This is a genomic window from Arthrobacter sp. GW822-FHT05G07 (assembly GCF_058799755.1).
The window spans coordinates 23,312-38,609 of sequence record NZ_JBXALT010000004.1 but is presented as its reverse complement, the minus strand read 5'-3'; the positions used below and the strand labels follow the sequence as shown (position 1 = coordinate 38,609).

Genomic DNA, 15,298 nt, shown 5'->3' with positions numbered 1-15,298 from the left:
CGTAAACCAAACGAACGACGGCGGGAGGTTCCCGCCGTCGTTCGCTTTGCTTTGTTTTGCGGTGCTAGATGATCAGGTTCATGGCGTTCCAGCCGGAGCCGACCAGGCCGCGGGGGAGCCAGCCTCCTTGGCCGTTGCTGGGGTAGAGCCAGAGGGCACCCCCAGCGTCGCGGGCCAGGAGGTCCACGTTGCCGTCGCTGTTGAAGTCACCGGGGCCCACGATTGCGGTCATGGCGTTCCAGCCGTTACCCACTGTGCCAGGACCAAAGAAACCGGCAGAGGTGCCGCAGGGATACGGCGTGGCGTAACCGGTGTACAAACGCAAGGACCCGGCTCCGGAAGTGGACGACGGCGGGAGGTCCCACCCGGAGCCGACAGCCGCGGGGGAGCTCCAGGCCCCAACGTGCGCCACCCCCGCCAAAGTTCCCATTGGTCCCAACATGAAGCGCACCTTCACAGCTTTTGTCACGCTTGTCACATCTTGTTGTCATTAACGGTGACAGGTTCCGTAGCTTGGAAGGGTCCAGCAGTCCCGAGCTAGGAGAACCCATGCCGCAACCCAACCAATCCGCCACAGTTCCCACCGACTCCCACAGCCCGCCGGGAAAGACTCCCACCTTCCTGAGCAACCTCGGCGCAGACCTCCCCGCGTCACTTGTCGTCTTCCTTGTCGCCCTCCCGCTTTCCCTCGGCATCGCCGCAGCCTCAGGTGCTCCCGTCATGGCCGGTCTCATTGCCGCAGCCGTCGGCGGCATTGTGGCAGGCAGCCTGGGCGGCTCCCCACTGCAGGTGAGCGGTCCGGCCGCCGGACTGACCGTCGTCGTTGCCGGTCTTGTAGACGAGTTCGGCTGGCAGGTGACGTGCGCCATCACGGCTGCTGCCGGCGTCGTGCAGCTACTCATGGGTGTCAGCCGCATAGGCCGGGCGGCCCTGGCAGTGTCGCCAGTGGTGGTCAAGGCGATGCTTGCCGGCATCGGCATCACCATCATCCTGCAGCAGATCCACGTGCTGCTCGGCGGTCAGGCCGCCGGGTCCGCCGTCGAAAACCTGACCGCTCTCCCAGCAGCAATTACCAACGTTGAGCTCCACTCGGCGCTCCTGGGCCTGGCAGTCGTCGCAATTCTGCTGGCGTGGAAGTTCCTCCCCGCCGCAGTCCGGAAGATCCCCGGGCCGCTTGCTGCCGTGGTCGCGGTTACGGCACTATCTGTTGCCGTAGCGCCGGGCGTTGAGCGCATCAGCTTCAGCGGATCCATCTTCGACGCCATCGCCCTCCCAAGCCTGCCCGAGGGCAATTGGCGCGCGGCCGCCATGGCCGTCATCACGGTGGCCCTGATCGCGAGCATCGAGTCACTTTTGTCAGCCGTTGCCGTGGACAAAATGGGCGGCTCGCGCACCAACCTCAACCGCGAACTCGTCGGCCAGGGCTCCGCGAACGTCGTTTCCGGCATGCTTGGCGGCCTGCCCGTCACGGGTGTGATCGTCCGCAGCGCAACCAACGTTGAAGCCGGAGCCGCAAGCCGCACATCGGCCATCCTGCACGGCGTCTGGGTTCTGGTGTTTTCTGCACTCTTTGCCGGCCTCATCCAACTGATCCCGTTGTCGGTTCTGGCTGGCCTGCTGTTGGTCATTGGTGCGAAACTCGTCAAAGTCGCCGACATCCGGACCAGTCTCCGCACCGGCGATCTCCTGGTCTACAGCGTCACGCTGGTGTGCGTCGTGGTCCTCAACCTGCTCGAAGGCGTCATTATTGGCCTCGCACTTGCTGCTCTCTGCGTGCTCTGGCGTGTGCTCCGGGCGCAGATCCACGCGCATACTCCCTCTGCTGAGGCACTGCCGTGGCGCGTCACCATCGCCGGCTCGTGCAGCTTCTTCGCGCTGCCTCGGCTCAACCGCGTCCTCCACTCCGTGCCCGAAGGCCAGGACGTCGTGGTGGAACTCAACGCCGACTACCTCGATCACGCCTTCCGCGAAGCCTTGGTCGCGTGGCAGAAGCAGCAACGGAATTCCGGCGCCTCCGTGATCCTTGAGGAGCACGGCACCACTGCCTTCAGTGACGCCGAGGACAACACGCCACAGCGCCAGGACCCGCGCGAATTCCCGCTGCCGCCCCGTACTTCATGGCAGTCGCTTTCCGCCCGAGTCAACCCTGCGGCTGATGACGACGACGGCGGGCAGCCGCCGCTGCGGTCCATCCTTCTTGGCATCGATAAGTATCACCGGCGGCACGCAGAAAAAGTCCGGCCGTTGGTTCAGGACCTCACCGACGGTCAGAACCCCGACACTCTGTTCGTTGCATGTGTGGACTCCCGGGTGAACCCCAACCTGATCACCAGCAGTGGACCGGGCGATCTCCTCACGCTCCGTAACATCGGCAACGTGGTGTGCAATGACGGGCGCGATGCCTCGATCGACTCCGCACTGTCCTTCGCCGTCAAGGGCTTGTCCGTGGACTCGATCGTGATCTGCGGCCACTCCAACTGCGGTGCGATGAAGGCCGTCATTGCCGATGCTGAGGGGGCTTCGCCTGACATGGGCGACGGTTTCGATGAGTGGCTGGAACACGCGCGGCCGAGCTACTCTGCCCTGCTGGCCGGTCACCCGGTGGCCATTGCTGCCTCCGCTGAGGGCTACAGCCGCCTCGATCAGCTGAGCATGGTGAACGTTGCCCTCCAACTCCGGAAGCTGGAGCAACACCCGGTCACCGGCCCGGTCCTGGCTTCCGGCCAGGTGCAGGCCACTGGTTTGTTCTATGACATCTGCACGGCGCGCGTTGTCTTGGTGACGCCGGAAGGCATCGAGCAACTGGATCCGAGCATGGCAGTCCGTTCCTGATTCCGCCGGGGGACGGCCACCACCCACATTGAGCTGCATTCAGCCCCGACGCGCCCCTCAGACGGTGTGTCGGGGCTGCTGCAGTTTCGTAGTGGGTGGTGGCGGTACGTGCGCAGCCGCGGGTTTCAACCAACGAGCGCCGGGGTACGGGGATTAACGTCAGCAACGTGCGGAATACTGGATTCGGAACCACGATTTCCGGCAGGCGAGGCTGCCGTGTGAGGAGGTGGCGGGAACGTGAACGCCGAGAACAACGCGTTCAGGCGGAAGCTCGAGCGGGGTGCGGAACTGCGGGCAGTCCGGTCTTGGGGCGGAAATGCCGAGGAAGACGCGGAGCTTGAGGCCGCGGATGCCGAAGAACGCGAGAAACGCCGAAAGGTAGACGACGCCGCCCGCGTTGAGTACCTCATCCGGGACGCCATGAACCAGGGAAAGTTCGACAACCTGAAGTACGCCGGCAAGCCAATTCCCGGCTTGGGGGAGCACTACGACCCCGATTGGTGGGTCAAGGGTCTCATTCAGCGCGAACGGCTCAGCGGGATCGGTCCGCCCGCCATTTTGCTGCGGATCGAGGACTCGGAGCTCGACGCCAAGCTGGATCAGCAGTACACGGACAAACAAGTCCGGGACATCCTTGAGGACTTCAACAAGCGCGTGATCGAGGCCCGTCGGCAGCTACAAGGCGGCCCGCCCGTGATCACCAAGCTCCGCGACGTGGACGCCGAGGTGGAAAAGTGGCGGGAGCGTAGGGCCGCAGCTGCACCTCCCGAGCCGGAGCCCGAGCCTCCGGGCAAACGAACGTGGTGGCAGCGGATCTGGAACGGCTCCGGGTGAGGGGCACAAACAGCGGACGACGGCGGAACCCAAGTTCCGCCGTCGTCTGCTGTTGTGCGTTGGGGTCTTTAGGCGAAGCTGTCTTCCTTGGCTTCGGGGGCGGCTGCAGCCGGCTTCCGGCTGATGAGGGCCGACAGGTGGGCGTGCTGCTGGCGGAAGTGGCCGTGGGCGGTGAGGCCGAACTCGTAAGCGGACTCGGCGTGCTGGGTGAGGTCTACACCAGTGACTTCGTGCTCCAACGGGACGCGGAATCCTATGGTCTTGTGAATCGCACGGCCGATGACCAACGTGCCCACACCGGAGAGGGCGATGGTTACTAACACGGCAACCGTCTGGGCTACGAGCTGCTGCGGGCCACCGCCGTAGAGGAGGCCGCCAGCCGTGCCGTCGGTGGGGAAGGCGATGAAGCCCAAGGACAGTGTGCCGATGACGCCGGCGCCGAAGTGCACGCCCACCACGTCCAGGGAATCGTCGAAACCGAACCTGTACTTCAGGTCAACGAACACAGCGCAGGCGGCGCCGGCCACCAGGCCCAGGCCGAGAGCTGCAACAGGGCTGATGTTGGCGCAGGAAGGGGTGATCGCCACCAGACCGGCCACGACGCCGGATGCCGCACCCAGGGAGGTGGGGTGTCCGTGGCGGATCTTCTCCACCACGAGCCAGCTGAGCATTGCCGCCGCCGGTGTCACCAAGGTGTTGACCCAGATCAGGCCGGCCTGCTCTGCCGTGGTTGCTGCACCGCCGTTGAAACCGAACCAACCGAACCAGAGGATGGCCGCGCCGATCATGATGAACGGGACGTTGTGCGGGCGGTGGTTGGGGTCTTTGGCGAATCCGTGACGCTTTCCCACGATCAATGCGAGGACGAAAGCGGCGGTTCCGGAACTGACCTCAACCACTGCGCCGCCGGCGAAGTCGATGACCTGGCCGAAGATGTCCGTCAGCGCACCGCCTGCGCTCATGAGGCCCCCGCCCCAGATCATGTACGCCAGGGGGCAGTAAACCACGGTCACCCAGATGGGTACGAACAGTGCCCAGGCGCCGAACTTGGCGCGGTCGGCGATGGCACCGCTGATGAGGGCAACGGTGATGATGGCGAACGTGGCGGCGAAGCCTGCCTTGATGAGATCGGGGGACCCCATCAGGTCCTGCAGGCCGAAGTGTGCAAAGGGATTACCGAACAGGCCGAGGAACCCTTCGCCGGTGGTCATCGAGTAGCCCCATAGAACCCACACCACGCCAACGATGCCCGCCGAGATGAAGCTCATCATGATCATGTTGAGCGCAGCCTTGGCACGCGTCATGCCACCGTAGAACAGGCCGAGGCCGGGGGTCATGAACAGCACCATTGCCGCCGACAACATCATCCAGACGTGTTGCGCAGAGATCTCCACCTGCGTTCCCTTCTCATTGAGCCTGTCCGAAACGGGGCCGTTGTTCCCGGCCCACGCCAACCCCCCGATCAATATTCGGTGAGCTATGTTTCCGACTCAGAAGAGCTAAGTTGCAGCTAAGTTACAGAAATCCCTCGTTCGTGAAGATCACGTCACTGCCATGTTTCAGGAATGTTAACGGCGCTTCTCGCGTGGCCCGGCGGGGTAACCTCCGCGACGGCTGGCGATGATGATCACCAAGGCGATCGCTGTGGGCAAAGCGGCGGCCAACGGGACCAGCTCCGCACCTACTGTGGTGAGGGCAAGAGCTCCATAGACAGCCCCCACAGCGATACCCAACTGAATAGTCACCACGGTGAGGCCGTTGGCAGCATCCTTGTGCTCACCACCAGCACGGAGGATCGCGGCCTGGTTGTAGATGCCCACCGCACCAAAAGCGATTCCCCACAGCGTCATCAGTCCAAAAGCCCCCACCCAGGTGCCACCGAGCGCAGGCAGCAGGGCGAACGCAAGCGTCAAGAGTCCGACGGCGGCAATCACCGAGGTGCGTGGGCGCGAGTCAGCTGTCATGCCCGCAATCCAGATACCTACCAGGCTGGCGATTCCCACCACGGAGAGGGAGATGCTGGTGGCGGATTCCGGTAATCCGGACGCGAGAAGGAACGGGGCTACATAGGTGAACAGTGTGAAGTGGGCCAGCAACAAGAGTGGCCAAGCGATGGCCACAGCAATCACGCCCGGCAGTTTCATGGCTGCGCGCAGGGAGGGAGTCTTCTGGCTGGCCTGGTCATGCGCGCCCGGGAGAAGCCAGAAGGCCATCACTGCCAGGAGTGCACCGACTCCGGCAAGGACCATGAACGAAGCCCGCCACGTCATGAGTGAACCCATGAGAGTTCCGATAGGAGCGCCCACCGCCAGTGCAATGCTGGTGCCGCTGAACACAACAGCCATGGCCTTGCCCACCGAATAAGCGGGAACGATACGTGCCACGTAGGGTGCCATGCTGGACCACAGCATGCCGTGCGCGATACCGCCAAGGAGGCGTGCCCCGATCGCCCAACCCAACGTGGGGCTGAGCGCGAGGAGCACATTGCTCAGGGCAAACGCCAGAACAGTGGCGATCAGCAGCGTCTTGCGGGGCACTCTTCCGGCCAGAAATCGGGAGAGCGGCAGGGCCGTGAAGACGATGATGGCAGCGTAGACCGCAGTCAGCGAGCCCACAGCCGACTCGTCCACACCGAGGTCCCGGCTGATTTGGGGAAGCAGGCCCGAGGGCAGCAATTCGGTGGTTACTGCGGTGAAACCCGCAGCCGCCAACACCAACAGTCCGCCCCACGGGATCTTCTTCGGCTGCTGCGTTTCAGCACGCGACGCCTCGGGTGATGGCGTTCCGACGACCACGGGGTCCTGCTTCAAAGATTTGCTCCTCTGGGATGAGTCATTGTTGTTTCATAGGGGTCCCTACAACGTTATGCAGCCACGGCGATGCAAGGGAGTCTCTGTCAGAAACCCCCTCCGCTAGCAACACACTTTGAACGTCAGCCATTCCTCACGCAGACTGGCCCTGTGAAGCCCTTTTTATTGCTGGCCACCCGCGCCGAAGACGCCGCAGCCGATGACGAGTACCTGGCCTATCTCCGGTACTGCGGACTGAAACCGGAGGAACTGGTCCGTATTCGGCTGGAATCAGCGCCATTGCCGCCCCTCGACCTGTCCGATTATTCCGGCGTGATTGTCGGCGGCAGCCCTTATACCTCGAGCGATCCTGTGGAGGAGAAGAGTGCAGCCCAGATCCGGGTTGAGAAGGAACTCTCCGGGCTCCTGGACCGGATCGTGGCCGAGGACTTCCCGTTCTTTGGTGCTTGCTACGGCGTCGGCACACTGGGCGTGCACCAGGGCGCCGTTATTGATCGCCGCTTCGGAGAGCCGGTAGGAGCTACGGAGATCACGCTGACGGCCGAGGGACAACGCGATCCCATGCTTCAGGGTGTCCCGCACACCTTTGAGGCTTTCGTCGGACACAAGGAAGCGTGCAGCCAACTTCCCGAACACGCTGTCCTCTTGGCCAGTTCAGCTGCGTGCCCGGTGCACATGTTCCGGATCAAGAACAACCTGTACGCCACGCAGTTCCACCCCGAACTGGATGCCGACGGACTCATCACGCGCATCAACATCTACAAAAACGCCGGATACTTCCCGCCCCACACAGCCGATGAACTCATCGAGACGGCACGCCGATCATCCGTGACCGAGCCCATGCGAGTACTGCGGAACTTCACGGAGCGCTACGCCCGCTAGCCCCCTCGAGTTGTGGGGCCTGCTTTGCAGCCTTTCGCGAAGGAATAGTGCGCAGATCGGGCCTCGCAACGCGGGGTGGTTTGTTGTGGGGCCTGCTTTGCGCGCTTTCGCGAAGGAATAGTGCGCAGATCGGGCCTCGCAACGGGGGGGGTTGTTGTGGGGCCTGCTTTGCGCGCTTTCGCGAAGGAATAGTGCGCAGATCGGGCCTCGCAACGCGGGGTCACCGGGCCGTCAGCTGCGGCGGCGCCGGAACGGTGGGCGCCGGGGACGGTGGTGGAGCCGGCGCCACGAAGGGCCCGCTCGGGTAGAGTGCCACGGCTTCCACCATGTAGTTGGCCCACTGCGGACCGGCGATCATGTACCCGTCCAAGGACTTGTAGAACTTGCCGTTGATGGTGACGTTCTGGCCCGCGCGCTGCTGTCCCGCCGTCGTGTCCCCGAAGAACGACGCCGTGGCGAGCGTGGTGGTGTAGCCGGCTACCCACGTGGCTCCGTTGTTGTTGGACGTGCCGGTCTTGGCGGCAACAGGGACCTTGGTGTGGACTTTGGGTTCGATCCACACGCCGGAACCCACCTTCATCACATCCTGAAGGACGGCATTCACGCCGCGGGCCACGGCCGGTTTCACGGCGTCCCGGCACTCCGGCGTTTGGGCTTCGTACTCCCTGCCCTGGAAATCGCTGACCTGGGTGATCGCGATGGGTTCGCAATATGTGCCGTCGTTGGCGAACGTGGCGTAGGCGCTGGCCAAGACCAAGGGGGCAACACCAATGGAACCCAGGAGGTTGCCGATCTGGTGCATGTTCACCGGGGCGTTATCCAGGCCGCTATGCAGTCCAACGGTGTCCACCATTTTCTGGATCCCGCAGAAGTCCAGTTGGGCCGCGGTGGCGAACGTGGCCGTGTTGATGGAGTTGTAGAGGCCGTAGTTGATGGGCATCGGCCGGTAGTAGCCGTCGTCGTTGTTTTGAAGGTCGTCGTCGGCCCCAAGGTTCTGGGCCTTTTGGGCGGTGCTGTAACCGCCAAGGACCTTGCCGCAGCTCGAACGCCACGGGAAACCTACCGGGTACACCCTGCGCGAGGCGTCAACCACGGCGGTGGGGTGCTTGCCCTCGTTGAGCCACTCAGCGTAGATGAACGGTTTCATGGTGGAGCCGGGCTGGAATCCTCCCGCACCGTTGAGGTCGTAGCCGTTCTCATCTTTGGCATCCACGTTGAAGTTCAGTTGGGTATCGTATTTTCCTTCCTGGGGTACGAACACCGTGTTTTGGGCCATCGCCAGGATCTTCCCGGTGCCAGGCTGCACTGTGGTCATCGCGGCGCCCCACTTGTCCGGGTTGGCTCCGGCGGATGCATCCACTTGTTGCTGGGCGAGGTTCTGAAGACGACTGTCAAGTGTGGTGGTGATGGTCAGGCCGCCGCGATAGAGAAGCCGTTCACGTTCCTCCACGGTTGAACCGTACGCCTCATTGTTCAGGATGAGATGGGAGACGTAGTCACAGAAGTACGTGGCAAACGATGTGCCCGCACAACCTTGCAGGGAAGGCGTGATGTTGAGCTCGATGGGCGTAGCCACCGCCACTCCGTGATCCACCGGTGTGATCTTGCCCTGTTCCAGCATCCGGTCCAGCACCAGATTGCGCCGCTTGAGCGCAGCTTCCGGATCGGCAATGGGGTCGTAGATGCTGGGTCCATTCACCAAACCGGCCAAGAGGGCCGCCTGGGGCAAGGTCAGATCCATGGCGGAGGTGCTGAAGAAGTAACGGGACGCGGCCTCGATGCCGTAGGCGTTCCGGTTGAAAAACACAATGTTCAGGTAGCCCTCAAGGATCTGGTTCTTGCTGAAGCGCTTCTCCAGTTCCAGGGCAAGCTTGATTTCGCGCAATTTGTCGCCCACGGTCTTCTGGCCGCTGAGCACCACATCTTCCGGGCGCCCTTCGGACAGGCGTGACTCGTTGAGCACGTTGGTGACGTATTGCTGGGTCAGCGTGGAGGCGCCCTGACGGGTGCCCTGGGTCAAGTTGGAGCTGAGCGCCCGCAAGATGCCATGGGCATCCACACCAGTGTGCTCGTAGAAACGGCTGTCCTCGATCGCGATGATGGCCTCTCGGATGAACGGAGACATCTCCTCCAAAGGGACTTTCACCCGGTTCTCGGCGAAGAAGGTGGCAATGAGCGTGCCGTCTGCAGCGAGCACGTTGCTGGAAAGTGAAGGGGAGTCGACGTCGAGTTCGGCCGGCAGGCTTTGATAGAACCCCACGGACCCGCCCAGCGTGGTGCTGGTGAACGCAACCACGGGGGCAAGGAATCCTGTGATCAGCACCCCGCAGAGAGTGCTCACGAAGAAGAACCCGAAGACCCTCAAAAGGACCTTGCCCAGACCTGTCTTTGGACCCTTGTTCCGTGCCATTTTCGTGCCACTCCCTAGGGATGTCAGGCTGAAAAGTAGCTACAGAATACGTCCGCCAACGCTGTGGGGCTATGGTTTGGACGCCCAAATATGGTCCCAAATCGGACTCAATCCAGCGGTAGCGTAACCCTCACGCTGGTGCCCCGCCCAACGGCAGAGTCGATGTCAACTGTCCCGCCGGCGTCGTGGACTGCTATGGACATCAGCAGCAGTCCGAAACCGTGCCGCCGACCACTGGGGGCGGCGTGAATCTCGAATCCGCTGCCATCGTCCGTGATGGTGAGCTGGATGCCGTGGTAGACGGCGTTGAGCCGGACGGTGAGCTCGCTGGCGTTGGCGTAGTTGAGGGTGTTGCTGAAGGTCTCCTGAGCCACGTGATAGAGAAGGGCGGCGGCTGAGGAGGAGATCTCGATGCCGTGATGCGGTGTGTGCCAGTGCACCGTGACGCCCTCGCGCCGGAGCGGTGCGGCCAGCCGGTCGATGCATCCTGCGACACCCAGCGTGTAGAAATCCACGGGGTGTTGGTCCTGGATGATGCCTTTGACGGCTACCACCTCGGTTAGTGCTGATGCCTGTTCCATTGCTTCCCCCACATCGTTGTGTTTCATATCTGGAATTCGTTGCCGAAACCCCTTGGTATTGGTGCTTCGCCTGTTTCCAGCGTGGCGCTGCTATATCAAGGAAGCTTTTCGATTGGCTCAAGTTCCCATCAAGTTTGTTGGGGAGGCTTGCGGGCCCCCTGCATGGTTATTTAAAGCGCCCGACGACGGCACTTGGGTGCCGTCGTCGGGCGCTGCTTTTGCCGTTTAAGACAGGGCCGTGAGCACCAGCTGGCAGGCGCTGGGGATCGGTTGGATGATGTCGACGGCGGTTGCCTTTGCCAGCCGTCGGGCGGTGGCGCTGAGTGGGCCTCCGGCGATGATGACTGCCTCAGCCTTGTCAGACTCCGTGGCTGTCGTGACGGCCTGCGCCAACTCCTGGAACTGACGTTCAGGGTCTGCCGCCAAGACCAAGGGTTCTGACAGCGTCAGGCGGACACCGGTGAACTGCTCCTGGAACCCATGGTCCGCCACCAGCTTGCCCAGGGCGTCCGCCAACAATGGCGTGCTTGTTGCCATGCCGAAGTGACGGAGCCCGCCGTGGGAGTTCTGTGCCGCGGCGTAAACGGAGCCTTGTCCTATGCCGATCACCGGGATGTTGAGTTCGTCGTCCAACTGTGCCCGCCCCGGATCACCAATCGCTGCAACGATCACAGCGGCCACCCGTCCGCCGTCGGGCCCGGAAAGGTAGCTGCGCACGGCATTGCGGACGTGCGCCTCAGACTCGGACAAGGAGACCGGATCCACGATCATGGAAGGCCCGGCGGCTGCGGTAATGCCCACAACCCGGAGACCATGCGGCGCCAGGCTTTCCTCAGCCAGGTCCACCATCATGGTTGTGGTGTTGCCGTTGGTGTTCGGATTGACCAGAAGGACGGTGTCCGGGCTGGGAACGCTAGTGTCCATAGATCGCAGCTTCCTCGTCATCGCCCGGTTCAGCGTCCTCTTCCAGGGGCTTGTTGAAGGTCTCGGGCGGGAATTGGACCACGATCGCCAGGATGACGAACAGCACTGCCAGCGTGGTGAACATACCCGGCAACCCGGCGGAGTCGAACACGGCCCCGGAGATGAGCGGGAACAGGCCTCCGGACAAAGAACCCGCTGCCAGAATGATGGACGTACCGAAACCACGGGTGCGCGTGGGGTAGAGCTCCGGAGCAAATAGCCAGATGGTGGTGTTCAGGATGATCACCGAGAAGTTGAAGAGGACTCCGAAGATCACAACGAGAACGATGTCGGTGGCAAGGAAGGCCATTGACAGCCCGGACAAGCAGCCAAGAATTGCGGCCGCTGTGAGCACTTTCTTCCGGGGCAATCGGCTGGCGAGGTAGGCGGCTGTGCAGGCACCAAGCAATGAACCGGACTGCATGATCAGCGTGAACCAGAGGCTCGTGTTCACGGCATAACCGCGGGACACCAGGATGGTGGGCATCAGCGTCAGCATGGAGATCTGGGCGGCGTAGGACATGCAAACGGCAACGCACAGCAGCACCGTACGCTTGAGGAGCTTTCCGCGGAGGGCATCCTTCCAGTGCCCGGACGATTTCACCACCACAGGATCGGGTACTGCTGTGATGTATGTTTCCGGATCCTTAATGGGGCCGGAGAGCTTGTTGCGGGCAAGGCGGGTGATGACTAGGTTTGCCTCATCGATTTTGCCTTGGGATGCCAGGAAGCGCGGCGTTTCCGGGACGTACCTTCTGAAGAACATCACCAGCAGGGCGGGGATGAACAGCAGGCCGAAAACCCAGCGCCACTTGTCCGGGCCGTCGAAGAGCGTGAAGACGAGGATGCCGAAGGCCGGTGCCAGCATGTTGCCCAGACCCGCTGCGGTGACGTTGATTAGTCCCACTGCGGTGCCGCGGTGTTTGGCGGCGAAGAACTCCGCCATCATGATCACGGCAACGGCTATTTCACCACCGAGCCCGAAGCCGACAATGAAGCGGCCTGCGGCCAAAATGGGATAGTTCGGAGCAACGGCGCAGAGCAATGAACCGCCGGCGAAGATGATGAGGTTGATGACCAGCATGTGCCGCCGGCCGTATTTATCGACGATGAGGCCCGTCGCGAGCCGTCCAAGTGCGGTTGCCGTAAACGTCATTGTGTTCAGCAAGCCGATTTCGGTGGCGCCCAATCCCCACGACTGGCGGAGGATGGGTCCGGTGATGCCTACGGCATTTTGTTCGAGGGCGTCGAAGAAGACGCCCAGCAGGATCATGAAGACAATTTGGCGATGTGCGCCAGTCACCCCTATCCGTTGATACGCGCCTTCGATTTGTTTGGCCAGGGATCCGGTCCGCGGTGTTGCAGCCTCCTGGGCAAGGTCTTTTTCCACAGTGCGCTCCTATCTGAGCTCTGAAGGGTTCATTCATTGCCACGCGAATGGTTCCGTCATGCGGAATGCGAATATCACATGAGGGAATGTGATGGAGATTACACTTTGGGATACCAAAAGGCCATGGTTGGCGTGTAAACAGAATGTGACCGGAAGTTCATCGAGGGGTGGGGTCTGCTGCTTTATGAGCCTCTTTAGAACGAATACACCCGCAAGAGGTTGATTTTCGGGCATCGTCGAAGCCAAAGAGGTCTGAAAGTCGCCGCCCTCAACCGCCAAACCTCACTCAAGACAACCCGGGCAATAGTGGCCTGTGAGCCCGTTAGTATGCCAGCGCCTCACAGGCCACCTGTGAAGGTTTAGGCGCTGCTTTCGCCTGCCTGCAGCGCCGCCTGCTCAATACGGGCACGGTGGGCTGCCCACTCTTCCGTAGATCGGCCCGGGACGTTCGGATCGCCCGGTCTCTGCCCAATGTTGCCGTCAATGAGTTCGCGAATAATGTCCGCGTGCCCCGCATGCCTGGACGTTTCCACGCACATGTGGACCAAGATCTGGTGGAGAGTGACGTTCTTCTTCTCATCCGACCACCACGGCACAACGCCGGGAGCGTCCAAAGGGAGGGACTCGATGGTCTGGTCGCTGTGCTTGGCGGAAAAATGGTGAAGCTCCAGGATTTCTTCGCGGCTCTCCGTTGCCGGAACCCACATGTCCGAATCCGGTGCTGCATCGTCGGCAAACCACTGGAGCTCCCTGCCGCTGGGCCGGCCGAAGGTCTCACCGAAATACCCCAATTCCACACTGGCCACATGCTTGACCAAGCCCAGCAGGTTCGTTCCCGTGGGTGTCATGGGCCGGCGGGCATCGTATTCGCTCAGCCCATCCAGTTTCCCGAGCAGATCGGTCCTACGGAGGCGCAAATATGTGAGCAGCGTCGCTTTTTCATCCATGGTCAGGACTCTACCGAAGAGGTCCGGGCGCCGGGTTCGCGGGAAACGTGCCAACCAGTCCGATGAGCTCCAGCGTTGTCGCAGCATTCCCGCGATTTCGCTTGTCGCTGCCCCGGGGCGAATGCGACAGTGAACCATGGCCACGGAGGACGACGTAAGACGCATCTGCCTGAGCATGCCCGGAGTCACTGAGCGCCCCAGTTGGGGGCAGCCGGCATGGTTTGCCAAGACCCTCATGGCACGCATGTGGGAGGAGGGCGTCGGCACCGTCAAGACTGAGGAACGGGAAGCGCTCGCAGCCATGGAACCCGACACCTTCTTCTGGACACCGCATCACGAACAATCCCCGAAGCTGATGCTCATCCGGCTGGACAACATCGACGTGGACGAGCTCGACGAACTGCTGCAGGAGTCGTACAGAATCGCCGGCGGGCGCGCAGGCTAGACTCGGCCGCATGGGGGAAAACAACAAACTTGGGGAACAGAGCACACCGCGGCCTGCCCGCAAACCGGCAGCCGTCGTCGTGCCTTTGCTGGGGCTGATCGCTGTGATCGTGGGGCTGATCGTGGCGTGGACCAACCAAAGCACCAGCTTCGGCTGGTTCGCCTACGCACCGTTGAGCGACACGGTCTTCATGGGGAACGGTGGAGCCATGGTCAGCCAAGGGACGCAGTTCGGGCTCGCGGTGACGGTCCTGGGCTTGCTGGTCCTCGCGTTCTGGGCGGGGCTCGCTATCGGCCGCCGCCGCTGAGTTCGCCGGAAAACGGCGAAATCGCCGGGAAGCCTCCAGCGAACTGGCAGCTTTCCGGCGATCTCGGCGCAAATCAGGTGAGCTTCACCTGGCGGTTCATGTCCTTGTACAGCAGGTAGCGGAACTCGCCCGGACCGCCCGCGTAGCAAGCCTGCGGGCAGAACGCGCGCAGCCACATGAAGTCGCCGGCCTCCACCTCAACCCAGTCGTTGTTGAGCAAGTACATGGCCTTGCCTTCCAGGACGTACAGGCCGTGCTCCATGACGTGGGTCTCCGGGAAGGGGATCACACCACCGGGCTGGAAGGTGACGATGTTGACCTGCATATCGTGGGCGAGGTCGCTGGAGTCCGTGAAACGGGTGGTCTTCCAGACGTCGTCCGTGTCCGGCATGGAGGTGGGCTCCACGTCCTTCTCGTTGGTGACGAAGGACTTGGCCTCGAAGCCCTCAAGGCGCTCGTAGGCCTTGCGGATCCAGTGGAAGGAGACGATGTCGTCGGAGACGTTCTCCAGGCCCCACTCAGCGCCGGCAGCGAGATAGGCGTAGCCGCCCTCTTCGAGGTGGTGCAGTTCGCCGTCGAGGGTCAGGTTGACCTGGCCCTTGGTGACGAAGATGACGCCTTCAACGCCGGCCTCGAACTCGGCCTTGGGAGCCCCGCCGCCCGGGGCGATTTCGACGATCAGCTGGGAGAACGTGGTGGCGAAGCCGGAAATCGGCCGCGCGATGATCCACGAACGGGTGTTGGAGAACCCCGGCAGGTTGCTGGTGACGATGTCCGTCATGACGCCCTTGGGGATCACCGTGTACGCCTCGGTGACGATTGCCCGTTCGGTGGTCAGTTGGGTCTGCGGCGGCAGACCGCCCTGCGGGTAGTAGTACTTGCCCATGCGAAATGCTC

Annotated in this window: 14 protein-coding genes; 5 read left to right on the top strand and 9 right to left on the bottom strand. The window is 62.5% G+C overall.

The annotated features are described in order from the left end of the window. Positions 1-64: 64 nt before the first annotated feature. Positions 65-442 (bottom strand): FG-GAP repeat domain-containing protein, encoded by a 378-nt coding sequence (locus AC1RJY_RS07435; RefSeq protein ID WP_043470661.1) that lies wholly within the window; start codon positions 440-442, stop codon positions 65-67. 107 nt (positions 443-549) lie between these two features. On the opposite strand from AC1RJY_RS07435, the gene AC1RJY_RS07430 reads away from it, so the two are divergent. Both AC1RJY_RS07430 and AC1RJY_RS07425 read left to right on the top strand, forming a co-directional pair. Continuing rightward, a complete protein-coding gene (locus AC1RJY_RS07430) occupies positions 550-2,832 on the top strand; it encodes a SulP family inorganic anion transporter (RefSeq protein WP_498602002.1) in 2,283 nt (760 codons plus the stop codon). A 237-nt stretch (positions 2,833-3,069) separates the two neighbouring features. After that, the gene (locus AC1RJY_RS07425) at positions 3,070-3,666 is read left to right on the top strand and encodes a DnaJ family domain-containing protein (RefSeq protein WP_011776041.1); all 597 of its coding nucleotides are present in this window, start codon (positions 3,070-3,072) and stop codon (positions 3,664-3,666) included. 68 nt (positions 3,667-3,734) lie between these two features. On the opposite strand, the gene AC1RJY_RS07420 is transcribed toward AC1RJY_RS07425, so the two are convergent. Beyond that, a complete protein-coding gene (locus tag AC1RJY_RS07420; RefSeq protein ID WP_498602001.1) occupies positions 3,735-5,060 on the bottom strand; it encodes an ammonium transporter in 1,326 nt (441 codons plus the stop codon). Between the two features lie 174 nt (positions 5,061-5,234). Next, positions 5,235-6,476 (bottom strand): MFS transporter, encoded by a 1,242-nt coding sequence (locus AC1RJY_RS07415; protein ID WP_498602000.1) that lies wholly within the window; start codon positions 6,474-6,476, stop codon positions 5,235-5,237. Positions 6,477-6,626: 150 nt separating this feature from the next. On the opposite strand from AC1RJY_RS07415, the gene AC1RJY_RS07410 reads away from it, so the two are divergent. Further along, positions 6,627-7,358, top strand: coding sequence for a glutamine amidotransferase (locus AC1RJY_RS07410; protein WP_498601999.1), 732 nt, complete (start codon positions 6,627-6,629; stop codon positions 7,356-7,358). Positions 7,359-7,578: 220 nt separating this feature from the next. On the opposite strand, the gene AC1RJY_RS07405 is transcribed toward AC1RJY_RS07410, so the two are convergent. From AC1RJY_RS07405 to AC1RJY_RS07385, 5 genes are all read right to left on the bottom strand, one after another. Next, positions 7,579-9,768 carry a transglycosylase domain-containing protein gene (locus AC1RJY_RS07405; RefSeq protein WP_498601998.1) on the bottom strand — a complete coding sequence of 730 codons (2,190 nt, stop codon included), beginning with the start codon at positions 9,766-9,768 and terminating at the stop codon, positions 7,579-7,581. Positions 9,769-9,875: 107 nt separating this feature from the next. Then, positions 9,876-10,376, bottom strand: coding sequence for a sensor histidine kinase (locus tag AC1RJY_RS07400; protein WP_167532112.1), 501 nt, complete (start codon positions 10,374-10,376; stop codon positions 9,876-9,878). 198 nt (positions 10,377-10,574) lie between these two features. Continuing rightward, on the bottom strand, positions 10,575-11,273 hold the full coding sequence (locus AC1RJY_RS07395) for an aspartate/glutamate racemase family protein (RefSeq protein ID WP_498601997.1): 699 nt from the start codon (positions 11,271-11,273) through the stop codon (positions 10,575-10,577). Then, positions 11,263-12,702: an MFS transporter gene (locus tag AC1RJY_RS07390; RefSeq protein ID WP_017200651.1), complete on the bottom strand. Its 1,440-nt coding sequence runs from the start codon at positions 12,700-12,702 to the stop codon at positions 11,263-11,265. Before AC1RJY_RS07390 ends, AC1RJY_RS07395 begins: the two co-directional genes overlap by 11 nt. Before the next feature lie 359 nt (positions 12,703-13,061). Continuing rightward, the gene (locus tag AC1RJY_RS07385; RefSeq protein WP_498601996.1) at positions 13,062-13,649 is read right to left on the bottom strand and encodes a DinB family protein; all 588 of its coding nucleotides are present in this window, start codon (positions 13,647-13,649) and stop codon (positions 13,062-13,064) included. Positions 13,650-13,785: 136 nt separating this feature from the next. Between AC1RJY_RS07385 and AC1RJY_RS07380 the strand changes: the two genes are divergently transcribed. Both AC1RJY_RS07380 and AC1RJY_RS07375 read left to right on the top strand, forming a co-directional pair. Continuing rightward, positions 13,786-14,094, top strand: a complete 309-nt coding sequence (locus tag AC1RJY_RS07380; protein ID WP_498601995.1) for an MmcQ/YjbR family DNA-binding protein — start codon at positions 13,786-13,788, stop codon at positions 14,092-14,094. A gap of 10 nt (positions 14,095-14,104) precedes the next feature. After that, positions 14,105-14,401, top strand: a complete 297-nt coding sequence (locus AC1RJY_RS07375) for a hypothetical protein (RefSeq protein ID WP_498601994.1) — start codon at positions 14,105-14,107, stop codon at positions 14,399-14,401. Positions 14,402-14,474: 73 nt separating this feature from the next. Here AC1RJY_RS07375 and AC1RJY_RS07370 read toward each other — a convergent pair whose 3' ends face one another. After that, a complete protein-coding gene (locus AC1RJY_RS07370; protein ID WP_011776030.1) occupies positions 14,475-15,287 on the bottom strand; it encodes a bifunctional allantoicase/(S)-ureidoglycine aminohydrolase in 813 nt (270 codons plus the stop codon). Positions 15,288-15,298 lie beyond the last annotated feature (11 nt).